Origin of the sequence: Streptomyces sp. NPDC059564, assembly GCF_042735575.1 — a bacterium.
Lineage (GTDB): Bacteria > Actinomycetota > Actinomycetes > Streptomycetales > Streptomycetaceae > Streptomyces.
In genome coordinates this window covers 52,924-76,824 of the sequence record NZ_JBHWBP010000001.1, presented here as the reverse complement: position 1 = coordinate 76,824, position 23,901 = coordinate 52,924, and the positions used below count along the sequence as shown (strand labels likewise).

The 23,901-nt window shown below is 70.7% G+C and carries 24 protein-coding genes and 1 riboswitch; of the genes, 12 read left to right on the top strand and 12 right to left on the bottom strand.

Translation table 11 applies throughout. The annotated features are described in order from the left end of the window. Window positions 1–8: 8 nt before the first annotated feature. Window positions 9–1,091, bottom strand: a complete 1,083-nt coding sequence (gene hisC, locus ACFV0Q_RS00365; RefSeq protein ID WP_384998057.1) for a histidinol-phosphate transaminase — start codon at window positions 1,089–1,091, stop codon at window positions 9–11. A gap of 362 nt (window positions 1,092–1,453) precedes the next feature. On the opposite strand from hisC, the gene ACFV0Q_RS00360 reads away from it, so the two are divergent. From ACFV0Q_RS00360 to ACFV0Q_RS00345, 4 genes are all read left to right on the top strand, one after another. Then, window positions 1,454–2,569 (top strand): LacI family DNA-binding transcriptional regulator, encoded by a 1,116-nt coding sequence (locus ACFV0Q_RS00360; protein WP_266575578.1) that lies wholly within the window; start codon window positions 1,454–1,456, stop codon window positions 2,567–2,569. 216 nt (window positions 2,570–2,785) lie between these two features. Next, window positions 2,786–3,997 carry a metallophosphoesterase gene (locus tag ACFV0Q_RS00355; protein ID WP_384998269.1) on the top strand — a complete coding sequence of 404 codons (1,212 nt, stop codon included), beginning with the start codon at window positions 2,786–2,788 and terminating at the stop codon, window positions 3,995–3,997. Window positions 3,998–4,145: 148 nt separating this feature from the next. Beyond that, window positions 4,146–4,967: a hypothetical protein gene (locus ACFV0Q_RS00350; protein ID WP_384998054.1), complete on the top strand. Its 822-nt coding sequence runs from the start codon at window positions 4,146–4,148 to the stop codon at window positions 4,965–4,967. A gap of 202 nt (window positions 4,968–5,169) precedes the next feature. Next, the gene (locus tag ACFV0Q_RS00345; protein WP_384998051.1) at window positions 5,170–6,336 is read left to right on the top strand and encodes a glycosyltransferase; all 1,167 of its coding nucleotides are present in this window, start codon (window positions 5,170–5,172) and stop codon (window positions 6,334–6,336) included. On the opposite strand, the gene ACFV0Q_RS00340 is transcribed toward ACFV0Q_RS00345, so the two are convergent. The 4 genes from ACFV0Q_RS00340 to thiC form a co-directional block, all read right to left on the bottom strand. After that, window positions 6,333–7,382, bottom strand: coding sequence for an aldo/keto reductase (locus tag ACFV0Q_RS00340; protein WP_384998266.1), 1,050 nt, complete (start codon window positions 7,380–7,382; stop codon window positions 6,333–6,335). The genes ACFV0Q_RS00345 and ACFV0Q_RS00340 overlap by 4 nt on opposite strands. A gap of 127 nt (window positions 7,383–7,509) precedes the next feature. Next, the gene (locus tag ACFV0Q_RS00335) at window positions 7,510–7,932 is read right to left on the bottom strand and encodes a hypothetical protein (RefSeq protein ID WP_384998048.1); all 423 of its coding nucleotides are present in this window, start codon (window positions 7,930–7,932) and stop codon (window positions 7,510–7,512) included. Between the two features lie 142 nt (window positions 7,933–8,074). Next, window positions 8,075–8,818: a DUF6585 family protein gene (locus ACFV0Q_RS00330; protein ID WP_384998045.1), complete on the bottom strand. Its 744-nt coding sequence runs from the start codon at window positions 8,816–8,818 to the stop codon at window positions 8,075–8,077. Between the two features lie 147 nt (window positions 8,819–8,965). Beyond that, a complete protein-coding gene (thiC, locus tag ACFV0Q_RS00325; RefSeq protein ID WP_384998042.1) occupies window positions 8,966–10,753 on the bottom strand; it encodes a phosphomethylpyrimidine synthase ThiC in 1,788 nt (595 codons plus the stop codon). Next, a riboswitch (TPP riboswitch) is annotated at window positions 10,748–10,892 on the bottom strand. Its footprint overlaps the gene before it by 6 nt. Window positions 10,893–10,964: 72 nt before the next feature. Between thiC and ACFV0Q_RS00320 the strand changes: the two genes are divergently transcribed. Next, window positions 10,965–12,356, top strand: a complete 1,392-nt coding sequence (locus tag ACFV0Q_RS00320) for a YibE/F family protein (RefSeq protein WP_384998039.1) — start codon at window positions 10,965–10,967, stop codon at window positions 12,354–12,356. 18 nt (window positions 12,357–12,374) lie between these two features. Here the strand turns inward: ACFV0Q_RS00320 and ACFV0Q_RS00315 are convergent, their stop codons facing one another. The 4 genes from ACFV0Q_RS00315 to ACFV0Q_RS00300 form a co-directional block, all read right to left on the bottom strand. Beyond that, window positions 12,375–12,824: an SsgA family sporulation/cell division regulator gene (locus ACFV0Q_RS00315; protein ID WP_384998036.1), complete on the bottom strand. Its 450-nt coding sequence runs from the start codon at window positions 12,822–12,824 to the stop codon at window positions 12,375–12,377. Window positions 12,825–12,921: 97 nt separating this feature from the next. Continuing rightward, entirely contained in the window at window positions 12,922–13,668 is a 747-nt protein-coding gene (locus ACFV0Q_RS00310; RefSeq protein WP_384998033.1) for an IclR family transcriptional regulator, read from the bottom strand. Between the two features lie 149 nt (window positions 13,669–13,817). Then, on the bottom strand, window positions 13,818–14,045 hold the full coding sequence (locus ACFV0Q_RS00305) for a DUF5326 family protein (RefSeq protein WP_384998030.1): 228 nt from the start codon (window positions 14,043–14,045) through the stop codon (window positions 13,818–13,820). A 124-nt stretch (window positions 14,046–14,169) separates the two neighbouring features. Then, window positions 14,170–14,487 carry a cupin domain-containing protein gene (locus tag ACFV0Q_RS00300; protein ID WP_266575599.1) on the bottom strand — a complete coding sequence of 106 codons (318 nt, stop codon included), beginning with the start codon at window positions 14,485–14,487 and terminating at the stop codon, window positions 14,170–14,172. Between the two features lie 93 nt (window positions 14,488–14,580). On the opposite strand from ACFV0Q_RS00300, the gene ACFV0Q_RS00295 reads away from it, so the two are divergent. The 4 genes from ACFV0Q_RS00295 (at window position 14,581) to ACFV0Q_RS00280 (ending at window position 17,774) form a co-directional block, all read left to right on the top strand. Further along, complete coding sequence (locus tag ACFV0Q_RS00295; protein WP_384998027.1) at window positions 14,581–14,961, top strand: phage holin family protein; 381 nt, start codon at window positions 14,581–14,583, stop codon at window positions 14,959–14,961. Between the two features lie 32 nt (window positions 14,962–14,993). After that, window positions 14,994–16,160: a cystathionine gamma-lyase gene (locus ACFV0Q_RS00290; protein ID WP_384998024.1), complete on the top strand. Its 1,167-nt coding sequence runs from the start codon at window positions 14,994–14,996 to the stop codon at window positions 16,158–16,160. Between the two features lie 177 nt (window positions 16,161–16,337). Continuing rightward, window positions 16,338–17,234: a LysR family transcriptional regulator gene (locus ACFV0Q_RS00285; RefSeq protein ID WP_384998021.1), complete on the top strand. Its 897-nt coding sequence runs from the start codon at window positions 16,338–16,340 to the stop codon at window positions 17,232–17,234. A 60-nt stretch (window positions 17,235–17,294) separates the two neighbouring features. After that, the gene (locus tag ACFV0Q_RS00280; protein WP_384998018.1) at window positions 17,295–17,774 is read left to right on the top strand and encodes an NUDIX domain-containing protein; all 480 of its coding nucleotides are present in this window, start codon (window positions 17,295–17,297) and stop codon (window positions 17,772–17,774) included. 33 nt (window positions 17,775–17,807) lie between these two features. On the opposite strand, the gene ACFV0Q_RS00275 is transcribed toward ACFV0Q_RS00280, so the two are convergent. Then, window positions 17,808–19,208, bottom strand: a complete 1,401-nt coding sequence (locus ACFV0Q_RS00275; protein WP_384998015.1) for a globin domain-containing protein — start codon at window positions 19,206–19,208, stop codon at window positions 17,808–17,810. Continuing rightward, window positions 19,132–19,782, bottom strand: coding sequence for an HAD family hydrolase (locus ACFV0Q_RS00270; protein WP_384998012.1), 651 nt, complete (start codon window positions 19,780–19,782; stop codon window positions 19,132–19,134). The genes ACFV0Q_RS00275 and ACFV0Q_RS00270 overlap by 77 nt, the downstream gene beginning before the upstream one ends. Window positions 19,783–19,883: 101 nt before the next feature. Between ACFV0Q_RS00270 and ACFV0Q_RS00265 the strand changes: the two genes are divergently transcribed. The 3 genes from ACFV0Q_RS00265 to ACFV0Q_RS00255 are packed head-to-tail and all read left to right on the top strand — an operon-like array spanning window position 19,884 to window position 22,494. Beyond that, window positions 19,884–20,783, top strand: coding sequence for a GNAT family N-acetyltransferase (locus ACFV0Q_RS00265; protein ID WP_384998009.1), 900 nt, complete (start codon window positions 19,884–19,886; stop codon window positions 20,781–20,783). Window positions 20,784–20,802: 19 nt separating this feature from the next. Next, window positions 20,803–21,264 carry a GNAT family N-acetyltransferase gene (locus tag ACFV0Q_RS00260; protein WP_384998006.1) on the top strand — a complete coding sequence of 154 codons (462 nt, stop codon included), beginning with the start codon at window positions 20,803–20,805 and terminating at the stop codon, window positions 21,262–21,264. A 54-nt stretch (window positions 21,265–21,318) separates the two neighbouring features. After that, complete coding sequence (locus ACFV0Q_RS00255; RefSeq protein WP_384998003.1) at window positions 21,319–22,494, top strand: winged helix DNA-binding domain-containing protein; 1,176 nt, start codon at window positions 21,319–21,321, stop codon at window positions 22,492–22,494. 9 nt (window positions 22,495–22,503) lie between these two features. Here ACFV0Q_RS00255 and ACFV0Q_RS00250 read toward each other — a convergent pair whose 3' ends face one another. Continuing rightward, window positions 22,504–23,892: a serine hydrolase domain-containing protein gene (locus ACFV0Q_RS00250; RefSeq protein WP_384998001.1), complete on the bottom strand. Its 1,389-nt coding sequence runs from the start codon at window positions 23,890–23,892 to the stop codon at window positions 22,504–22,506. Window positions 23,893–23,901 lie beyond the last annotated feature (9 nt).

Sequence of the window (23,901 nt, the reverse complement as noted above, 5' to 3'; positions counted from 1 at the left end):
GCGCGGCCCTACATCTCCTTGAAGAAGGCCTCCGCCGTGTGCAGGAAGAGGTCGTTCGCCTCGGTCTCACCGATCGTGACCCGCAGGCCCTCGCCCGCGAAGGGCCGGACCACCACACCGGCCTTCTCGCAGGCCGCCGCGAACTCGGCGGTCCGCTCCCCCAGCCGCATCCACACGAAGTTGGCCTGCGTGTCCGGGACGACCGTCCAGCCCTGACCCAGCAGCGTCGCGTGCACCCGCGCGCGCTCGCCGACCAGCGACCCGACCCGGCCCATCAGCTCGTCCTCCGCACGCAGCGAGGCCACGGCGGCGTCCTGGGCGAGCTGGCTCACGCCGAAGGGCACCGCCGTCTTGCGCAGCGCCGCGGCCACCGGCTCGTGCGCCACCGCGAAGCCGACGCGCAGCCCGGCGAGCCCGTACGCCTTGGAGAACGTACGCAGCACGGCGACGTTGGGGCGGTTGCGGTAGAGCTCGATGCCGTCCGGGACGTCGGTGTCACGGACGAACTCGCGGTACGCCTCGTCCAGCACCACCAGGACGTCCGAGGGCACCCGGTCCAGGAACCGCTCCAGCTCGGCGCGGCGCACCGCGGTGCCGGTGGGGTTGTTGGGGTTGCAAACAAAAATCAGGCGCGTCCGCTCGGTGATCGCGGCGGCCATGGCGTCCAGGTCGTGCACGTCCCCGTCGGTCAGCGGGACCTGGACGGACGTGGCACCCGAGATCTGCGTGATGATCGGGTAGGCCTCGAAGGACCGCCAGGCGTACATGACCTCGTCGCCCGGGCCGGCGGTCGACTGGATCAGCGACTGGGCCACGCCCACCGAGCCGGTGCCCGTGGCGATGTGCTCGACCGGCACCCCGAAGCGCTCCGCCAGCTCGTTCACCAGGCCGGTGCACGCCATGTCCGGGTAGCGGTTGAACCGTCCCGCTGCCGCGACCGCGGTCTCCAGGACCCCCGGCAGCGGCGGGTACGGGTTCTCGTTCGAGGACAGCTTGAACGCGACGGCCCCGCCCTCTGCAGCGGGCTTGCCCGGCTTGTAGGTGGGAATGCCGTCCAGCTCGGCGCGCAGCTTCGGGCTCTTCTCGCTCACCGCAGGTCCTCCTCGACCGTCCCGTCGACGTCTCCGTCGACTCAATACTGCTCACCTTATGAGGATTCCGCCGATCCGAGAATGGTGGGCGCCAGGAACACTGGGGGAGCGCGCGCATATATGCGCGCGCCGGTGGCCTGCGCCGTGGCGCGCGTCCCTCGTGCAGGTGAGTTGAGACCGGCCCCGAGCAGCTCCGTTTTGGCATGCTCGGACCCGCCGACAAGCCCCACTCTCACCTTGCGCCACCAAATACCTTCGTTTCCAAGGTCATTGGGGGTGGCGAACCATGCAGAATCGTGCCTGTCAACGCGTGCATATGCACCCGGACCACGCACCCCTCCGAGCCCTACTATCGGCTCGCCATGACAGCAGCAGGGAAGCATCAGGTGAGCCGGACCGAGACCACCCGGCGGGTCGGCGGCCGACAGGGCCGGGCCGGCATCAGAGACGTGGCCGCCGCAGCGGGCGTCTCGATCACAACCGTCTCCGACGCGCTCAATGGCAAGGGGCGGCTGCCGGACGCCACCCGCCGCCACGTCCGCGAGGTCGCCGACCGGCTGGGCTACCGCCCTTCCGCCGCGGCCCGCACCCTCCGTACCGGCAAGTCGGGCCTCATCGGCCTGACCGTGACCACGTACGGGGATGAACCTTTCACCTTCACCGAATTCGCCTACTTCGCCGAGATGGCGCGGGCCGCCACCTCCGCCGCGCTCGCCCGCGGCTACGCGCTCGTCATCCTCCCCGCCACCTCACGACACGACGTCTGGTCCAACGTGGCCCTGGACGGCACCGTCGTCATCGACCCCTCCGACCACGACCCCGTCGTCACCGAACTGGTCCGCCAGGGTCTGCCCGTGGTCTCCGACGGCCGACCGGCCGGCACCCTCCCCGTCACCGCCTGGGTCGACAACGACCACGAGGCCGCCGTACTGGGCCTGCTCGACCACCTCGCCGCCGCCGGAGCCCGCCGCATCGGGCTGCTGACCGGCACCACCACCGACACCTACACCCGGCTGTCCACGACCGCCTACCTGAGCTGGTGCGAGCGCGTCGGCCAGGACCCCGTCTACGAGTCCTACCCCGCCCACGACCCGTGCGCCGGGGCCGTCGCCGCCGACCGGCTGCTCGCCCGGCCCGACCGGCCGGACGCCGTCTACGGCCTGTTCGACCCCAACGGCACCGACCTGCTCGCCGCCGCCCGGCGCTACGGCCTGCGCGTCCCCGAGGACCTGCTCCTCGTGTGCTGCAGCGAATCGACCGTCTACGCGAACACCGAGCCGCCCATCACCACCCTCTCCCTGAAACCGCGCCGCATCGGCACCGCCGTCGTACAGCTGCTGATCGACGCGATCGAGGGAGTCGACACCGGACGTCCCGTCGAACAGGTCGTCCCGACCGAGCTGATCATCCGTACCTCCTCGCAGCGCAGGACCCCCCGGACCACGGTCAGCCCACCCCGCTCACCGGCCCAGGACTGACCCCCACACCGCCACATCGGCGGGGCCGACGGCCCCGCCGAGTATTTCCGCAACACCGATATCGGGAGAAAACGGCAGGAAGGACCGGCTCCGGCCAGGATTCACCACCCCTGGTGCGTCACAGAGCGCGAGCCGCATTCCTATGATGGGCGCACGACATCACGGACCCTCCGCCCAGGAGGTCAGGAGGGTCCGCAGGTGTACGGCAGCGCGACGGTGGTGGAGGGGTCGATGACTCAGGGGGCCGGTCAGGGACCCGCGATGCGGACGGACACGCTGCGGGACTTCCGGGTGCCGGTCGCCGAACCCGCACCGTACGCCGTGTCCGCCGGGCTGCCCGGCGAAAGTCCGGTGTACGGCGAGTACCCCGCGTACTACGCGGAGGGCGCGCCCGCCGACCCGCGGCCCGGGTACGCGGAGACGGAGACGGTCCCGCACCAGCGCCCCGCCGCGCACGCGGAGTTCCCCGACGCGGAAGCCGACGATGACGGCTACACGCCGACGCAGCGCGACCTGCCCGTCATCGGCCGCGGCGCGCCGGCCGGCGGGCCCGGCGACACCGTCCAGGTCCAGTACGTCCCCCAGGAAGCCCCGGCCGCCGGTCCCGGCCCCCTCTACGTCGTCGGCGACGTCCACGGCTACCTCGACGAGCTCGTCACGGAACTCCAGGCCCAGGACCTGATCGACGCCGACCGCCGCTGGTCCGCGGGCAACGCCCGGCTCTGGTTCCTCGGCGACTTCACCGACCGCGGCCCCGACGGCATCGGGGTCATCGACCTCGTCATGCGGCTGTCCGCCGAGGCCGCCGCCGCGGGCGGGTACTGCAAGGCCCTGATGGGCAATCACGAACTGCTCCTCATCGGCGCCAAGCGGTTCGGCGACACCCCCGTGCAGTCCGGCGCCGGTACCGCGACCTTCCAGGCCGCCTGGCTGCTCAACGGCGGCCAGCGCACCGACATGGACCGCCTGGAGGACGTCCACCTGCAGTGGATGTCCCGGCTGGACGCGGCGACCCTGGCGGACGGCCACCTGCTCCTGCACTCCGACACCACCGCCTACCTCGACTACGGCAACTCCATCGAGGACGTCAACGACACCATCCACGAGCTGCTCAACCGCCACGACGCCGACATCACGTGGGACCTGTTCCGGAAGTTCACCAAGCGGTTCGCCTTCCGCGACGAGGAGACCGGCCCCGACGCCGTCAGGGAGCTCCTGGGCACCTACGGCGGCGGGCGCGTCGTCCACGGACACAGCCCGATCCCGTACCTGCTCGGCGAAGTGGGCACCGAGGACGGCGACGAGTCCCGCGGCCCGGAGGCCGTGGACGGACCGCACGTGTACGCCGACGGCCTGGCCATCGCCATGGACGGCGGCGTCACCATGGCGGGCAAGCTGCTCGTCGTTCAACTACCTCTGAGCGACTGAGCGTTCTCGGAGCGGGGTATTTCAGCAAAGGCCCTGTCACGGCGTGGCAGGGGCGCTCTACCATCGCTCTATCCGTAGCAGGCTCTCCTCCGTTTGTGCCGGCGCCCGGGTCTACGCGGGCATACCGGCTTCTACGGAGCATCGGGGGATGCACATGACCAGCGCTCCGCACCTGCTGACCGAAGACCGGCCCGAGTTCAACCGGCTCCTCGACGAGGCGCTGCGCACGGCGGACGAACGGCCCGAGCTCGCCACCCTCGGCGAACGGCTGAACGCCGAACAACTGCGCACGATGGCCCTCAGCGCCACCGCACTGCTCACCGCGGCGGCCGCCGCCGAGTACGACCACTACGTCAAGATCCGGGAGGAACTGCGCGACGAGGCCCTCACGGGCTCGGGCAGAACCGCCGAGGACGGGAACGACGGCCGCGAAGACGGCGGCGGCGCCGGTGTGAGCGCCGTGGTCGCGGTCCTCGCGCCCGTCCTCGCCGGCACCGCCATGCTGATCTTCCTGCTGGTGGGCTACAGCCTGAAGATGGTCGAACCCGCACCGGCCTTCGCCGACACGATGCTGACGGCGGGCTGGCTGTTCGGCGCACTGACCGTGGCCGCCCTGCTGTTCGCGGTGATCGGGCTGCTGGTGACGGCGATCCGCAACAGCTCCACGGAGGTGGCCGCCGAGGAGGCCGCCTCCCTGCCCGACGAGCTCTCGCGGGCCCGGGAGGCCTGGCGCCATGCCCTGCTGGAGCGGGGCATCGTGCCGTTCCTGCGGGACGCGCTGGCCGATCCGAGCGCCGGGCCGGGCTATCCCGTACCCCGTACGCCCGAGGCGGGGCGCATCCCCAACCTGGGGTACAGCCGGCCCGACTTCAGCAGTCCGGGATCCCGCTCACAGAGTCCCCGGCCCGGCTACACGCCTCCGGACTTCACCAGCCCGGACTTCGGCGGCCCGGAACACGAGCCCGAATAGGACACCGGCACTCGACACCGGCCGTCGATGCCGGCCGTCGACGCCGGCACTGGATACCGGCGCGAGCCGCAGGCCCCTGCCGGCCGGCCACTGAACGGCCCAGCCCGGGGGACCACTTGGCCGCGCGGCAGAGGGCCACCCGGGGCCGCGCCCGGCGCGGCGCCACCCCGCCAGCCCGGACCCGTCCCTAGGGTCAGCGGCCGTGAAGCCGACCATTTGCCTCTGCATGATCGTGAAGGACGAGGCCGCCGTCATCGAGCGCTGCCTCGCCTCCGTACGGGGTCTCATCGACAGCTGGGTCATCTCCGACACCGGATCCACAGACGGCACCCAGCAGCTGATCCGCTCGGCCCTGGCGGGGATCCCGGGCGAACTCCACGAGGACTCCTGGACCGACTTCGGCCACAACCGGAGCCTCAACATCGCCCGCGCCCTCGGCACGGCCGATTACCTGCTCCTCCTCGACGCGGACCACGTCCTGCGCCGCACCGGCCCGCTGCCCGCGCTCACGGCCGACTCGTACGTGCTCCGCCACACAGGCGGGACCGAATCCCGGGTCAAGCGCCTCGTCCGGGCCGATCTGCCCTGGCGGTACGAGGGCGTCACCCACGCGTACCTCACCTGCGACCGGCGGGACGAGAACGACCGGCGGCCGGGCCTCCAGGAGAACCTCGACGCCCTCGTCACCGAGGACCACACCGACGGCGCCTCCCGGCCCGGCCGGCTGGAGCGCAACGCCCGCCTGCTGGGTGCGGAACTCCAGCGGGACCCGTCCAATCCCCACACGGTCTTCCACCTCGCCCAGACCCTGCGCGACATGGGGGACACCGCCGCGTCGATCAAGCTCTACGAACGGCGCGCCACCCTGGGCGGCTGGGCCGAGGAGGTCTACTACTCGCTCCTCCAGGCCGGGGTCCTGTACGGCGATTCCGAAGACTGGCCCGCCGCCATGGACGCCCTCTCGCGTGCCTGGGACTCCCGGCCCGGCCGCCTGGAAGCCTGCTACGAACTCGCCTGCCGGCTGCGGCTGCTGGGCCGCCACCACTCGGCGCATGCGATCACAGGGGCGGTCCTGAACCGGCCGGTCCCGGACGACCTGCTCTTCGTACAGCCCTGGGTGTACCGGTGGGGGCTCCTCTTCGAGCACTCGGTCACCGCGTACTGGACCGGGGACATGGCCACGTCCATCCGAGCCTGCGACCGGCTGCTGGCCATGCCCGAGCTGCCGGAGTCCTACCGACGTCAGACCCGGGCCAACCGCGGCTTCGCCGCTGCCGCCCTGCGGCCCGCGGTCTCCGTTTCACGTGAAACACCGGCCGGGAAACCGGCCGGTGTTTCACGTGAAACATCGCGCCGGGCGCCCGTCTAGCCCGCGGCCCGGTCGCTCAGCGCCCGCCGCCGCTGTCCTGCGTCCGTCAGGGCCGTCGGGCGCCAGACCCCGTCCGGGTGGTAGAGGTTCTCACCCGGAGCCACGATCTCGTCGATCCGGTCGAGCACCGCGTCATCGAGAACCAGACCGGCCCCCTTCACCAGGGACTCCATCTGCTCCATCGTCCGGGGGCCGATGATCACCGAGGTGACCGCCGGGTGGGCGACGGGGAAGGCGACCGCCAGCTCCGGCAGCGTGCAGCCGATCTCTCCGGCCAGCTCGACGAGCCGCTCCACGGCTTCCAGCTTGGCGACGTTGCCCGGGATCGCCGGATCGAACCGCGCCGGAGTCAGCGCCGCACGGCCCGAGGTCAGATCGACCGGGCGGCCGAGCCGGTGCTTCCCGCTCAGGAAGCCCGACGCGAGCGGGCTCCAGGTCAGCACGCCCATTCCGTAGCGACGGGCGACCGGCAGGACGTCGGCCTCGATCCCCCGCGCGAGGATCGAGTACGGCGGCTGCTCGGTCCGGAAGCGGGGCAGCGCCCGCCGCTCGGCGACGTGATGGGCCTCGACCAGCTCTTCGGCCGGGAAGGTCGAGCACCCGAAGGACCGGATCTTCCCGGCCCTGACCAGGTCGCCCAGGACCGACAGCGTCTCCTCGACGTCGGTCGTGTGGTCCGGCCGGTGCACCTGGTAGAGGTCGATCCAGTCGGTGTCCAGCCTCCGCAGGCTGTCCTCCACGGCGCGCACGATCCAGCGCCGCGAGTTGCCGCTGCGATTGCGGCCCTCTCCCATCTGGAAGTGGACCTTCGTGGCGAGCACGACATCGTCGCGCCGCCCCTTGAGCGCCTTCCCGACGATCACCTCGGACTCACCGGCCGAGTACATGTCCGCGGTGTCGACGAAGTTGATGCCCCGGTCGAGCGCGGCATGGATGATCCGGGCACACTCCTCGTGGTCCGGGTTCCCCACCGCCCCGAACATCATCGTGCCGAGGCAGTGCGCACTCACCTCGATGCCGGTCCCACCCAGATTTCGGTATCGCATGGTCATGCGCCCGCACTCTAGGAGCTGGAGCGCACTCCAGGTCAAGACCACGATCCGGCCGTCAGCCGGCTCATGCCCGGATGGGACCAACCGCCGTGCTACGACGTGGTTCCGGCGGTACCGGTGATCACTTCTTCGGCGTCAGACAGAGTACGAACTCGTCGTCGTCCATCTGCTGCGCGAGCGCGTCGAAGCCGTCGCCGCAGACGTTGACGTCGAAGGTGTTGTCGACGACCTTCGACACCGTGTGCGTGGCCTTGCTGTCACCGCAGCCGACCGTATCGACCGACGGGTTATTGGCACTGCCGGTGACAGAGACGCACTCGCCTGCCTTGGCGTGCACGGGTCCGTTGATCGCGTCACTGATGGCGACCTTGACGACCGCCAGAACGATGATCACCGCGAGAGTGCCGAGCAGCGAGAGCACCTTCTTGCGCTTGCTCTTCCTGGGCGCCGATGCCGCGGCCTGCGTGGCCTCGGCGTACGGGAAGGGAGCCGCCGCGACCGCCTCGGGCGACGACGGGACCTGGGGGTTCTGCGGGGTGCTCATGTGATCCTCTGATGTGCGTGACGTAGCGGTAGTGCTCGCCGCACCGTATCGGCGCCCGTTGTACGCGTTCACGACAATCACGCCAATATCAACCCGCGTGTGATTCAAGTGAAATGCAAAGACTCGATAACGGGTTGACGGGTTAGCTTCGGCCACGCTGGTGGTCGACGACTGCCAGGAACATGAAGAAATTGGGGACCTTGCGGACCGGGGTGTTGGACCAGGGCAGCAGCTTTCCGGCCTTCTCCACGAACACCATGCCGTTCTTGACCTCGACCCGCTGCACCTCGCTCCACGGCAGGGTGCCCCGCTTCGCTGTCGCCATCCCGCCCGCGTTCACGGCTATGTCACAGAAGTGGGCGGTTCCACCACGGCTCAACAGGTCGAGCACTCCCGGCAGCTGGGCCCTGGTGATCTCGTGCTGGATCGCCGCTCCCCAGACCTCCGGGTTCGCGTAGAAGCCCGTCAGCTCGATCGTGGAACCGTCCCGCTTGAACAGCGTGTAGAGGTAACTGGTCCCGACGTACACACCGTTCGCGTAACGCTCGGTGATCTGCTGCAGCACCGAGGCCGAGTCCCACCGGACGGCGACCGGACCGCTGCGATCACTCACGATGAGCCCGTGCTCGAAGCAATGGATCCGCTTCGCCGCCTGCTTGCGGTTGAAGTTGGGGGCCTGCAGGAGCTGCCAGATGAAGAGCAGGCCAGGCAGCACGAAGACCAGCAGGCCAAAGAGCGAAAAGAAGGCCAGGCCGGCGATCCTGCCGGCGCCCATGCGCTTCGGGAGGAAGGACGCCCGAAGCTCTCCCAGCCCTTCGGAAGCCGCCAGGGCCACGACTTCGCCGGGCAGCTGCTCCTGGACCGGAGGGGACTGTACGTCGTGCACTGGCGCCTCTTTCATCACGCAGAGACCGCAGGTCGGTCCGGGCGAACCACCGGATGCTACTGGTAGCCGTCGCCCGACCGACAAGCGCGCCAGAAACGCCGTCCTGAGAAGCCGCACAGCCTCCCGGGACGGCGCTCGTCTGCGGTGTCAGTCCGCCAGCGGCAGGTAGACGCGGTTGCCCGAGGCCGCGAACTCGGCGGACTTCTCCGCCATGCCCGCCTGGATCTCCTCGGCCTTCAGGTCGCCGCCGTGCTCCCGGCGGATGTCCTGGGAGATCTTCATCGAGCAGAACTTCGGACCGCACATGGAGCAGAAGTGCGCGGTCTTGGCGGGCTCGGCCGGCAGGGTCTCGTCGTGGAACTCACGGGCCGTGACCGGGTCGAGGGCCAGGTTGAACTGGTCCTCCCAGCGGAACTCGAAGCGCGCGTCCGACAGGGCGTCGTCCCATTCCTGGGCGCCCGGGTGGCCCTTGGCCAGGTCGGCGGCGTGCGCGGCGATCTTGTACGTGATCACGCCGGTCTTCACGTCGTCCCGGTTCGGCAGGCCCAGGTGCTCCTTGGGCGTGACGTAGCAGAGCATCGCGGTGCCCCACCAGGCGATCATCGCGGCGCCGATGCCCGAGGTGATGTGGTCGTACGCGGGCGCGACGTCCGTGGTCAGCGGGCCGAGCGTGTAGAACGGCGCCTCCTCGCAGATCTCCTGCTGGAGGTCGATGTTCTCCTTGATCTTGTGCATCGGGACGTGGCCCGGGCCCTCGATCATCGTCTGCACGTTGTGGCGCTTGGCGATCGTGTTCAGCTCGCCCAGCGTCTTCAGCTCCGCGAACTGCGCCGCGTCGTTGGCGTCCGCGATGGAGCCGGGACGCAGGCCGTCACCGAGCGAGTAGGTGACGTCGTAGGTCGCGAGGATCTCGCAGAGTTCCTCGAAGTTCGTGTAGAGGAAGTTCTCCTTGTGGTGCGCCAGGCACCACGCGGCCATGATCGAGCCGCCGCGCGAGACGATGCCCGTCTTGCGGCGGGCGGTGAGCGGGACGTACGGCAGCAGCACGCCGGCGTGAACCGTCATGTAGTCGACGCCCTGCTCGGCCTGCTCGATGACCGTGTCCTTGTAGATCTCCCAGGTCAGGTCCTCGGCGCGGCCGTCGACCTTCTCCAGAGCCTGGTACAGCGGCACGGTGCCGATCGGGACGGGGGAGTTGCGCAGGACCCACTCGCGCGTGGTGTGGATGTTGCGGCCGGTCGAGAGGTCCATGACCGTGTCGGCGCCCCACTTGGTGGCCCAGGTCATCTTGTCGACCTCCTCTTCGATCGAGGAGGTGACCGCGGAGTTGCCGATGTTGGCGTTGACCTTCACCAGGAACCGCTTGCCGATGATCATCGGCTCGATCTCGGGGTGGTTCACGTTGGCGGGGAGCACCGCGCGACCTGCGGCGATCTCCTCGCGGACGACCTCGGGGGAGACGTTCTCGCGGATCGCGACGTACTCCATCTCCGGGGTGATCTCGCCGCGGCGGGCGTACGCGAGCTGCGTGACGGCAGCGCCGCCACGGCCCCGGCGGGGCTGACGGGGGCGGCCGGGGAAGACCGCGTCGAGGTTCTTGAGGCCACCGCGCGGGGAGGTGTGCTTGATGCCGTCGTCCTCGGGGCGCACGGGACGGCCCGCGTACTCCTCGGTGTCGCCGCGTCCGATGATCCAGTTCTCGCGCAGGGGCGGCAGTCCCCGGCGCACGTCGGTCTCGATCTGCGGGTCGGTGTACGGGCCGGACGTGTCGTAGAGCGTGACGTCCTTGCCGTTGGTGAGGTGGACCTGACGGACCGGCACCCGGATGTCCGGGCGGGAGCCCGCCAGGTATCCCTTGTGCCAGCCGGGCTGGCGCTCGGTCTGGCCGTCGGCGTCCTGGCTGACGGCAGGCGTGCGTGCGTCCTGAATGGTCATGAGACCTGATCTCCCTACGCCGGCATTACCCGGTAACAGGTTCGGCGGTCGGCGCAGCCTCTTCCCGTACGCATTTTCATGCGCGTACGGTGATCAGCGCCCTCTCAGCCCGGTGCTCCGAGCTCCCGCGTTGTGCAAAGGTGCCCCCACGCTAGCGTCATTTGTGGCGTGCTGAACAGTGGGCCCCCTCATCTCTTGCGATGATCTGCCAGTGACGTCCTCGCCGCAGCCCCCCACCACGCCCACGGATCCCCATGGCCACACCGGTCACGAGCACGAGTCCCACGGACCCGCGGCCGGTGCCCCGCATGGGCATTCCCACAGCCACGGCCACGGGCCGGCTGCCCCGGTCTCCAAGCATCTGCGCAAGGTCATCGCCGCGGTTCTGATCCCCTTCGCCGCCGCCGTCTTCATCGGCATGGTGGTCCTCTGGCCGGGCGGCGCCCCGGCCCACGAGCGCACCGGAGTGGGGTTCGACCGCCAGACCCAGCAGGGCCTGGTCGTCGCCTTGGCAAAGGTCGACTGCAAATCCGTGAACGCCTCGCAGGTGCCCCCCACCGGCGACACCTCCACCCCCGAGGGGCGCGAGGCGCAGGCCGCGCAGACCGGCGAGTGCAAGAAGGCGACCGTCGAGGTCACGACCGGGCCGGAGAAGGGCCGGGCCTTCTTCGAGATCGTCCAGCCGGGCGCGCCGCGGCAGTTGGAGAAGGGCCAGAAGGTGGTGGTCGCCTACGCCCCGGACGCTCCGCGGGACCTCCAGTACTCCGTGATCGACGTGAACCGCAAGCTCCCGCTGGCGGTGCTGGCCGGGATCTTCGCCGTCGCGGTCGTCGTGGTCGGACGGATGCGCGGCGTCTTCGCGCTCGTGGCCCTGGTGGTCAGCTTCGGGATCCTGATGCTGTTCATCCTCCCGGCGATCCTCCAGGGCTCGAACCCCCTTCTCGTCGCGGTCATCGGAGCCAGCGCGATCATGCTGATCGCCCTCTACATGTGCCACGGTCTGACGGCCAGGACCTCGGTCGCCGTCCTGGGGACCCTCGTCTCGCTGCTCCTGATCGGGGTACTGGGTTCGGTGTTCATCGACTGGGCCTTCCTGACCGGCAACACGGACGACAACACCGGGCTGATCCACGGCCTGTACCCGTCCATCGACATGAGCGGTTTGCTGCTCGCGGGCGTGATCATCGGCTCCCTCGGCGTCCTCGACGACGTGACCGTGACGCAGACCTCGGCCGTCTGGGAACTCCACCAGGCCGACCCGAAGATGGGCCCGCGCGCCCTGTACGGGGCGGCCATCCGGATCGGCCGCGACCACATCGCGTCGGTGGTCAACACCCTGGTGCTCGCGTACGCGGGCGCCGCGCTGCCCCTGCTGCTTCTGTTCTCGATCGCGAACAGCAGTATGGGGTCGGTGGCCAACAGCGAGATGGTCGCGGAGGAGATCGTACGGACCCTCGTGGGCTCGATCGGGCTCGTGGCCTCGGTCCCCGTGACGACGGCGCTCGCGACGCTGGTGGTGTCCGCCGACCGACCGGGATCTCCGGTCGCCGACGGGGCTCCGAGGCCGGTCCGCGGCGGCCGGGGCCGCCGGCGCAAGCGCTGACCTGTCACCGCCGCCCGCTCAGCCCGCGTTCTGCTCGTTCTGCCGCGATTCGGCGAGGATCTTGCCGAGCGCGTCGTCCAGGTTCTCCTCGAAGTCGCCGAGGTTGCGCTCCTGACCGAGCGGAACCAGCCGGTCGGTCCGGTCGAGGAACGCGACGAGCGGCGCCGCGCTCGCACGGAACAGGGCCCGGTCACCGCCGACCTGGAGCCGGATGTGGACGTCGGACAGCTCGTCCGGGTGGGTGGGGGCGATGTGCACATCACCGTCACCGCACGGCTTGTTGATGCCGTCGAGAAGCAACTCCCGGCCGAACGCCCAGGTCACAGGCGCGTCTCCGGGAAGGTGGAAGGTCAGGCGCACCGCATAGGGGTCACGGGCTTCGTACCGGAGTTCCACCGGGATCCGGAACGAGAGCTCCTCGGAAACGAGGAAGCTCATCATGACCTCTGCCTGTACCGACTCGCGCATTGACTACCCCGCTGTAGTGGAAGTGGCCAGGAATGGTCCCCCAAGGCCCTCTTGACAAGGGTGGTGTAAGCGCATGCAGATCACAAGGAGTGAGTTTTCAGATACTGATAGAGAACGAGAGGGTGCTCAACAGCGCGCCTACTTCACTCCGTAGCCGATCGACCGCATAGAGCAACCGGTCTTCTTGGTGCAAAGGGAGTGAAATCGCCATGGTTGCGGCGGTATCGCCGGCGGTGATCGGGATGGCCGCGCACACCGTACCCAGGGAATACTCCTGACGCTCTGTCACCGGCTGCATTCGCTCCAGGGAGCCGATCCGCTGCTCCAGGGCACTGACGTCCCGCACGGTGTAGGGCGTGATGCTCTCGACCGGATGACGGTCGTAGTACTCCCTGCGCGCCTTCTCGTCGAGCTGCCCGAGCAGGCACTGCCCGATGGCGTGCGCGTGGCCGGTCTCGCGGAAGTCGGCCCACTCCTCGCAGGCCGGGCTGGCCGGGGTGTCCGAGACACCCACGACCTCGATCTCACCCTCGCGGTAGACCGCGAAGTAGACGGGGGCCCCGACCGCGTCGCGGAAGTGCGCGAGCGAGTCGAGGATCATGCTGCGACGTTTCTGCTGAAGTCCGCCGTCCGCCAGCCGACCGGCCGCGTCGCCGAGCACGAACACACCGCTCACCCTGCGCAGATAGCCCTCGTGCGTCAGGGTGCGCAGCAGGTGGTAGGCCGTGGGGAGCGGGAGCCCGGCTTCGCGCGCCAGTTGTTTCGCCGGGGCTCCCTCGCTATGGGCACCCACCGCTTCCAGCAGCCTCAGCGCCCGCTGCACCGAACCGATGAGGGTCGGCACACCGGCATTGTGAACCGAAGACAAAGCTCACCCCCAGGGAACGGCGCAGATCGCGACCCTATCCACCGCTTCCCGGGTGTGGGCGATTCCGCCCGTACCGTTCCCCCGCCTGGGTCAATCCCCGTACCGCTCCCGGGTGGAGGGACGGCCTACCAGTCGCCGGAGGAGGACTTCGAGCCGCTGCCCGTGAACTTCTTGACCACGAAGATCAGACCGCCGACGAGGGCGACGAAGAGCAGCAGCTTGAAGACGAACGAGATCAGCGTGCCGAGGATGCTGATGATCACTCCGCCGAAGACGAAGAGCGCCAGCAGCGGAACGGCCACCCACTTGACCCACCAGGGCGTGCCCGCGAACGTCGCTCGGATGCCGTCCATGTCCGTACCTCTTCCTCGTCCGTGACTTCTTGCTTCGATGCTAGGAGCGCACGGTGACGCACGGGGACCGCCGGCCCCCCGGAACCCCCTGATCCGCCCCCTAGGGGGTCGGGGGCACCGACCCTCAGCCCTCCGGCGGGGAGAAGACCACCATCACCTTCAAGGGTTCGGTGATGTGGTGGAACTTGTGCGGCACACCCGCCGGCACGTAGACGACGCTGCCGTTGGCCACCATCGTCGTCTCGTCCCCGACCGTGATCGAAGCGCGCCCGCTCACCACGAAGTAGACCTCGTCCTGACGGTGCGGCTGCTGCGGGTCGCTCTGCCCGGCCTCGAGGGCGTACAGCCCGACCGACATGTTCCGCTCGCGCAGGAACTGGAGGTAGGCGCCGTCGTTGGCGGCCCGCTCCGCTTCGAGCTCGTCCAGCCTGAAGGCCTTCATGCGTGTTGTGCCCCTTGCCCTTGCTCGGTGCTGCCGTGGGATCCGCTGATCTGACGATGTCCCACCGGGATCTTCTCTGCCACGATCAGACACATGACGAATTTCGTAGTCAAGACGCTCGCCAACGCGGCGGCCCTGGCCGTCGCCGTCTGGCTGCTCTCCGGAATCACCCTCGACGACGGCAGCAGCCTCGGCCGCCGCACACTCACCCTGATCCTGGTGGCGCTGGTCTTCGGCCTGGTCAACCTGATCGTCAAGCCCGTGGTGAAGCTGCTGTCGTTCCCGCTGTTCGTCCTCACCCTCGGCCTTTTCACCCTCGTCGTGAACGCGCTGATGCTGATGCTGACCTCGTGGCTGGCCAAGCAGTTCGACCTCAGCTTCCACGTCGACGGCTTCTGGACCGCCGTCCTCGGCGGGCTCATCATCTCCATCGTCTCGTGGGCCCTGAACCTCGCCCTCCCCGACAAGAACTGAGCGGGCACGCGCGGCCCCGAAGGAGACCATCCGTGAACGATCACCCCGCAGACGGGCCCACCCCCACCGCCCTGTACGCGGACGCCACGCGCGCCGTGCGCGCCGGGCTGCCCGAGCCCGTCAAGAACGAGCCGCCCCTGCCCGGACCGGTCTTCGCCGCCCACTTCCACCTCCCCGGTGACGTGGAAGGCCCGTACACCTACGGCCGCGACACCAACCCCACCTGGACCCTGCTGGAACGCGCCATCGGGGAGCTGGAGGCACCCGGTCAGGAAGGCGTGGACACCGTCGTCTTCGCCTCCGGCATGGCCGCGGTCTCCGCCGTCCTGCTGTCCCAGGCCCGCACCGGCGACACCGTCGTCCTGCCCGACGACGGCTACCAGGCACTCCCCCTGGTCCGCGAGCAGCTCGAGGCGTACGGGATCCACGTGCGCACCGCGCCGACCGGCGAGGACGCTCAGCTCACCGTGCTCGACGGGGCCCGGCTGCTGTGGATCGAGACCCCCTCCAACCCCGGGCTCGATGTGTGCGACGTACGCCGCCTCGTGGAGGCCGCGCACGCCGGCGGCACCCTGGTCGCCGTCGACAACACCCTCGCGACCCCCCTCGGGCAACGGCCCCTGGAGCTCGGCGCGGACTTCTCCGTGGCCAGCGGCACCAAGGGACTCACCGGCCACGGCGACCTGCTCCTCGGTTACGTCGTCTGCCGCGACCCCGCGCTGGCCGCGAGCGTCCGCCGCTGGCGCAAGATCGTCGGCGCGATCCCGGGCCCCATGGAGGCCTGGCTCGCCCACCGTTCCCTGGCCACCATCCAGCTGCGCGCCGAGCGCCAGTGGGGCAACGCCCTGGCCGTCGCCGAGGCGCTCGCCGGCCGCCTCGAGGTGACCGGGCTGCGCTATCCGGGGCTTCCCTCGGATCCGTCCCACAAGACGGCCGCCCGGCAGATGAGCGGCTTCGGCTCCGTCGTCTCCTTCACCCTGCCGGACCGCGCGCACGCGGAGCGCTTCATGACCGCCCTGCGCCTGGTGGAGGACGCCACGAGTTTCGGCGGAGTACGGTCCACCGCGGAGCGTCGAGGACGCTGGGGCGGCGACGCCGTGCCGGAGGGATTCATCCGCTTCTCCGCCGGCGCCGAGGACCCCGGGGACCTGGTCGCGGATGTCCTGCGGGCCCTTGAATGCGCAGGTCCCGGGGCCTGACCGGGGCGGGGAAAAGCGGTCCGAGCCTCCCCCCTGGTGGCTCGGACCGCCCCGGGTTCCCTAGCTGAAGAACCACGTGGTCAAGGCTAATTGACTCAGCGTCAGAGTCCAATCACGGTAGCGACAGGGGCCTATCGGCATATTTATAGTTGAAGGCCCCCACCGAGAGGGGCCGCCATGGACCTGGCCCTGCTGCGCACCTTCGTCGCCGTACACCGGGCCGGCTCCTTCACCCGGGCCGCGGCACTGCTCGGGCTGTCCCAGCCCGCCGTCACCTCACAGATCCGCACCCTCGAACGCCAGCTCGGCCGGCCCCTGTTCCACCGTCGCGCACGCGGCGTCACGCCCACGGCGGTCGGCGACGAACTGGCCCACAAGGCCGCCCCGCACCTCGACGCCCTGCTCCGGATCGCCGAGACCGAGCGCGAGGCCACCGGAACCTCGCGCACCCTCCACCTCGCGGGTCCCCCCGAGTTCCTGTGCCTGCGGGTGCTCCCCGCCCTCGCGCCCCTGGTCGGGCAGGGGCAGAGCCTGCGCACGGCCCTCGCGCCCGACGCGCGGGAGAGCCTCGACGGGCTGGCCGCCGGGCAGCACGACCTGATCGTCACCACCTCCCGCCCGCGCGGCGCGCTGTTCACGGCGAACGCCCTCTGCGACGAGGAACAGGTCCTGGTCGCGGCGCCCTACTGGGCCGCCCTCACCGACCGGGCCGAACTGCGCGACAAGGGTCCGGTCGCCCTCGACGGGATCCCGGTCGTCGAGGTCCACGAGAGCCTGCCGCTGATCACCCGCTACTGGGCCGCCGTCTTCGACTCCGTACCCGAGTGCGCCGCCACCGTCGTCGTACCCGATCTGCGGGCCGTTCTGGAATGCGTCCGGGCCGGCGCCGGACTCGCCGTCCTGCCCCGGTACCTGTGCCAGGACGCCCTCGGCCGCGGGGAGATCGTCGCCCTGCTGGAGCCCGCCCTGCCGCCGCTGCGCACCTGGTTCCTCGTCGTACGGACCGGCAGCCTGGCCCTCGCGCACCTCGCCCGCGCCCACGACCGCCTGCTGCGCGCCGCCGCGCACTGGTGAGCCGCCGGGTTTCGGACCGCGGCGCGTTTCAGAAGCGGAGTCCTGGGCCACTCTTCTCCCATGACCGAACGTCCTGTGGTCAAACGCACCGCCCGCGCGATCCTGCTCGACGGTGACGACCTGATCCTCATCAAGCGCACCAAGCCCGGCGTCGACCCGTACTGGCTCACGCCGGGCGGGGGAGTGGAGGCCTCGGACGCCACCGTCGTCGACGCCCTCCACAGAGAACTCCACGAGGAACTCGGCGCCAAGATCACCGACGTGGTGCCCTGCTTCGTCGACACCGTCGAACACATCGCCTCCGGCGGGGTGACCGGCGTGAAGGTGCAGCACTTCTTCGTCTGCCACCTGGAGTCGATGGACCTCGGCCAGCGCCACGGTCCCGAGATCGACGAGCCCGAGGGCGAGTACGAGATCGTCCGCGTGCCCTTCAGCCGGGTCGGCATCGCCGCGGTCCACCTGGTGCCGCTCTCGCTGCGCCACTACCTCGACGGCAACATCGAGGGGGTACGCGCCATGCACGCCCCCGACCTGGGCTGAACGTGCCGGGGAGCGGGCGGGCCCGCACCGGTCTCAGCCGGCCACGCCCGCCAGCCCCTCGACCGCGTCGTAGCGGATGCGCTCCCCGGGGATGCCGATCCGCTTGAGCGCGTCCACGCCGCTGCGGATCATCGCGGGCGGCCCCGAGATGAAGGCGTCGTACGAGCTCCACGGCCCGTGTTCGCCGACCGCCTGCGGCAGCTGGCCCGCCAGCCCCTCGCCGATCACCGGGCGCACCGACAGCCACGGGTGGGAGCGCTGCAGCCCCAGCAGGGTGTCCTTGTCGTAGAGGTCGTGGTCGCTGCGCGCCCCGAAGAAGACCTCCATCGGCCGCCGCTCGCCGTGCTCGGCCACGTCCTCGATCAGTGCCTTGATCGGGGCGATTCCGGTTCCCCCGCCCAGGCACAGCATCCCGTTGTCGGTGCTGTGGTCCACCACCATCGACCCGGCCGGCGGCCCCAGCCGCAGGACGTCGCCCGGCTGGGCGTGCCGTACCAGGGCGTTGGAGACCCAGCCCGCCGGGACGGCTTTGACGTGGAAGGACAGCAGCCCGTCGGCGCGCGGCGCCGAGGCGAAGGAGTAGTGCCTCCACACCCGTGGCCACCACGGGGTCTCCAGGCTCGTGTACTGGCCGGCGAGGAAGGGGTAGGGCTGGTCGGGGCGGACCGTCAGCACCGCGATGTCCGAGGTGCGCAGATCGTGGGAGACCACCTCCGCGTGCCACCAGGCCGGGGTGGCCTCTTCCTCGGCGGCGGCGTCGATCATGATCTGGGAGATGGCGGTGTAGGCGCGTACCCACGCCGCCTCGGCCTCCGGTCCCCAGGTGTGTTCCGCGTACCGGGCCAGTGCCCCGATCAGGGCCTCTCCCACCACCGGGTAGTGCCCGGCCATGGTGCCGTACTTGCGGTGGCCGGTGCCGAGCCCCCGTAGGTAAGGGGTCAGTACGGCCGGGTCGTCGATGTGCTCGGCCGCGGTGAGCAGTGCCTTCAGCAGCCGGTCGCGCTGGGTGTCCATGGCCGCCGGGAACATCTCGCGGACCTCGGGGTGTCCCGTGAACACCAGGGCGTAGAAGTACGAGGTCACCTTGTTGGCTACGGGTGCGATCTCCGCGAGGGTCCGGCGGATGAGCACGGCATCCGGGGAAGGCTCGATCGCACCGCCCCCGGAAGGTATCCGGCCCGTCGGTCTTGCCGATCTGGTGGGCGGAGCGTCCATGCGGTGCCTCGCTTCGAGCATCTCGGTCGGGTCTGCACGCGCCACGGCCTCGAATCCGTGGTTCCGGGTTTCACAGCGTGCCAGTCCGTCGAGAGCGCGGCGGGGGAATGGGGAAAAGCCGCGTTTCCCACTCTCCTCCCCCTTAAGATGCCTCGGCTCCCGGACGTGCCGCGCCGAGGAGCTGGTACGCCTCGCGCAGGTCACGGCCCTCGTAGACATGCGTCGCCCGAGCTGCCAGGTAGGGCCGCGCGTTCACCGCCACCGAGCGCGACACCACCTCGAAGAGGACCGCGTCGGTCATGGAATCCCCGTACGCGACGCAGTCGCCCCGGGTCACCCCGAACCGCTCGCACAGCAGGTCCGCGACGTCCACCTTGGCCTCGGGGGTCAGGATGCCCGCCACCTCCACGGGGCGGGTGAACGGCACTTCCGGGAAAACGGATCCGTGAGCGGCGTGCGCGCCCCACTCCAGCAGCAGCTCGACGAAGAAGGAGGGCGACAGCGAGATCACCGCGCAGTAGTCACCGCGCTCCCGGATCTCCTGCCAGACCTCCCGGATCCCCGACAGCCAGGGCGACCCGTCGAAGGCCGCGCGGACGTGCGCGGGCGTCAGGTCCGCCCACAGCCCGTGCGCCGCCACCGAGAACTCGTGCGGGCCGATCTCCCGGGCACCGAAGGCCCGTTCCAGCTCCGCGATCTCCGATGCCTTCCCGAGCTGCCGGGAGATCTCGACCGGTGCGGCCGACCCGTACATCAGCGTCCCGTCGAGATCAAAGAGGTGCAGCAGCGTCATAGCTGCCGAGCCTAGCTCTGTGTTTCACGTGAAACATCGCCGTTTCACGTGAAACATCGCTCCGCCCGACCTTCCGAATCCTCTGGACTCTCCCCGAGCCGATGATCCACTCTGGGCCAGTGACACCATCACCGCTCACCGATCTGCCCATCCGCACGCTGAACCCGGACGACCTCCGATCCTGCGCCGACCTCTCCGAGGACCGTGGCTGGCCCCGTGAGGACCACAAGTGGGGGCTGCTCCTCGCCGCCGGAACCGGCTACGGCGTCGACGCCCCCGACGGCAAGGGACTCGCCGCGGCCTGTGTCGTCACCCGGTACGGGGACAGCCCCGTCAAACCGGACCTCGCCGCCATCGGGATGGTGCTGGTCGCCGACCGGTACGCCCGCCAGGGTCTCGGGCGCCGCCTGATGGCGCACGTCTGCGACGACGTCCTCGCCGGTATCCCGCTCACCCTGCACGCCACCCCGTACGGCCGCCCGCTCTACGAGGAGCTCGGCTTCGACACCACGGGCCGCGCGGAGATGGTCCGCGGCCCCTTCCGCCCCGAGCCCGGCGGCGACGCGGCCGTCCCCGTACGGCCGGCCACGGGCGAGGACCTCCCACGGATCGTCCGCCTGGACACGGAGGTGTTCGGCACCGACCGGACCCACATGATCACGCGGCTGCCGGCCTTCGCGGACAAGGTGCTCGTCGCCGAGAACGGCTCCGGCGACCTCATCGGCTACGCCGCCCTCTGGCCCAACATGAACACCCATGTCGTCGGCCCGCTGATCGCCCGTGACACCGCAACGGCCCAGGCCCTGGTGACCGCCCTGGCGGCCACCACCGACCGGCCCCTGCGCACGGACGTCGACGTGCGCCACGAGGAACTCCTCGCGTGGCTCAAGGCCCGAGGGCTGGAGTCCCTGGCCTTCAACGCCGTGATGACCCGCGACATCCCCGGCCTTCCCGGCGACTGGTCCCGCCGGTGGGCACCGCTCACCGTCGCCGCGGGCTGAACACCAGAAAGGCCCTCCCATGACCGAAGCCCCGGAACTCGCCATCCGGCCCGCCACCGAGGCGGATCTGCCCGCGATCGTCGCCCTGCTCGCCGACGATCCGCTGGGCGCCACCCGGGAATCCCCGGACGACCTGGCCCCGTACGTCGCCGCCCTCAAGCGGCTGACCGACGACCCGCACCAGCACGTCGTCGTCGCCGTCCGCGGTGAGCGGGTGGTGGGCACCCTCCAGCTCACGATCGTGCCCGGCCTCTCCCGCAAGGGAGCCACCCGCTCCCTCATCGAAGGCGTACGGGTCCACGCCGAAGAACGCGGCAGCGGGCTGGGCACCCGGTTCGTCGAATGGGCCATCGAGCGGTCCCGGCTGGAGAACTGCCAGCTGGTCCAGCTCACCTCGGACGTGACGCGTACCGACGCCCACCGCTTCTACGAGCGGCTCGGATTCACCGCCTCCCACGTGGGGTTCAAGCTCCAGCTCTGACCGCGACCGGCGTAGGCCGGGCCGCTGTCGGTGGCCCGGCCTACGATCCGGAGGATGAGCCGCAGCCTTCCCCTCGTCACCGCCGCCGAGCGCCGCAACCGGCTGGCCCGGCGCCACCGCCTCGCTCCGTCGGCCCGCGCCGCCACCGTCGCCGAGGCGGCGGACGCCGTCGTCGCCCTCCACGCCACCGACGCCGCCACCGTCTACCTCTCGGCCCGGGCCCGCCTCACCGAAGGCGGACCGCCCGCGATCGAGCAGGCCCTGTACGAGGACGTCAGCCTCGTCCGCCTGCTCAGCATGCGCAACACCCTCTTCGCCGTGTCCAGCGAACTCGCGCCCTACGTGGACTCGTCCACCGCCCGGGGCATCGCCGCCAAGGAACGCCGGAGCCTCCTCAAACACCTCGACGAGGACGGCCAGGGCCTCGATGCCGACTGGCTGGCCAGTGCCGAAGCCGCCGCCCTCGACGCCCTCGACGCCGCCGGGCCCTCGACGGGCAGCCAGCTCTCCGCGGCCGTCCCCGCCCTCCGGCAGAAGATCACCGTCGGCCGGGGCAAGAAGTACGAGGCGCAGACCGGGGTCGCCACGCGGGTGATCCGCCTGCTGGCCGCCGACGGCAGGATCCGCCGGGACCGCCCGCGCGGTTCGTGGACCTCCAGCCAGTTCCGCTGGGTGCACACGCGGCCCTGGCCCGCCGTACCGGTCCCGGAAGCCCGCGCCGAGATCGCCCGCCGCTGGCTGCGCGCCTACGGACCGGCCACCGAGGCCGACCTCAAGTGGTGGACCGGCTGGACGCTCACCGAGGTGCGCAAGGCACTGGCCGCCGTGGGCCCCGACGAGGTCCGGCTCGAGGACGGGGGCACGGCGCTCGTCTCCCCCGGTGACACCGTCGCGGAACCCGCACCGGAACCCTGGGCCGCCCTGCTGCCGGGGCTGGACCCCAGCAGCATGGGCTGGGCCGACCGCAGCTTCCACCTCGACCCCGCCCACCGGCCCGCCCTGTTCGACTACGCGGGCAACATCGGCCCGACGGTGTGGTGGAACGGCGAGATCGTCGGCGGCTGGGCGCAGCGCCCGGGCGGGGAGGTCGTGTGGCGGTTGCTGGCCGACCCCGGCCGGGAGGCCGCGGCAGCGATCACGGCCGAGGCCGCCCGGCTCGCCGACTGGGTCGGCGACGCCCGCATCACCCCGCGGTTCCGCACCCCTTTGGAGCGCGAACTCACCGCCTGAGCACGGCCGTCAGCCGATGCCCCGCCAGCCCTGCGGGTCCACCCCGCCGGGCACCGGGGCCTCGGGGTCATAGGGCTCCCGAGTGAACACGAACGACCCGAGGTCGAGGTGGCCCGGCGTACCGTCGTCACGGCGTACGGCGCGCAGGGTCTCCCCCGCGAAATACCCCGTCAGGCCCGTCCAGCTGCCGTCCGGTTCGGCGCGGAAGCGGGCCGCGCGGCCGCTCACGCCGACCGGGCCCAGCTCCAGCGAGCCGTCCGCCCGCAGCCGCAGCACGTGCGCCGCGGTGCCCCAGTACCAGATTCCGCTCAGCTCCAGCGGCACCCGGTCGGCCTCCCGGAACGGCCGCCAGGGCTCGGGGAACCGGGGCTCGGCCTCCGCGACGATCCCGATCAGGTCCGTGGCCACCGTCGAAGCGGGCACCCCCGAGGTGCAGTTCGACAGGACGACGGCCGCCAGGTCCTCGTCCTCGCTCAGCCACAGTCCCGCGACGAATCCCGGCAGGGAGCCGCCGTGGCCGACGAGCCGGCGCCCGTCGCAGACGCTCAGCTGGAGGCCCAGCCCGTAGCCGCCCTCGCCGGGGGCGGCGGGGGCGGCGGGGGCGGCCGCGGCACGCATCTCCCGTACGCTCTCGGCGCTCAGCACCCGCTCGTCGCCCCTCAGCAGGAAGGCCGCGAACCTCGCCAGGTCCCCGGTCGTGGACCACAGCTGCCCGGCTGCGGCCATCACCCCGAGGTCCTCCGAGGGCTCCGGCATCATCAGGTCCGCCCAGGGATGCACCGCCCAGCCGCCGGCGTGCGGGGCGCGCGGCTCGCCGCTCGTCCGGTCCAGCCCCAGCGGCTCCAGCACCTCGGCCCTCAGCACCTCTTCCCACGGCTTCCCGCGCAGCGCCTCGACGAGCGAACCCAACAGCGTGTAGCCGGGGTTGGAGTAGTGGTGGACGCGTCCCGGCGCGTGCTTGAAGGGTTCCTCACCGAGCACCTCGGCCAGCCCCGGCCGCAGTTCGGCGGACGAGCGCTCCCACCACTGCCCGGGCGTCTCAGCCGCCAGTCCGCCCGTGTGGGCGAGCAGTTGGGCAACGGTCACCTCGTCGGCGCCGGTCCCGGGCAGGTGCCGGCCCAGCGGGTCCGACAGGTCCAGCAGGCCCTCGTCCCTCAGCCGCATCACCAGAACGGCCGTGAAGGTCTTGGTGATCGAGCCGATCCGGTACTGGACGTTCCCGTCCGGCCCGTGGCCCGGGACGGAGGTCATGGAGCCCTCCCACACCACCTCCCCGCCGCGCAAAACGGCCGCCACCAACGACGGGGTCCGCCCCTCGCTCTGCGCGACGGCGATCCGGTGCCGCAGCGCACGCCGGGTGGAAGGGAGCAGTTCAAGATCTTCAGAAAGGGCGTCCATGATCGGATG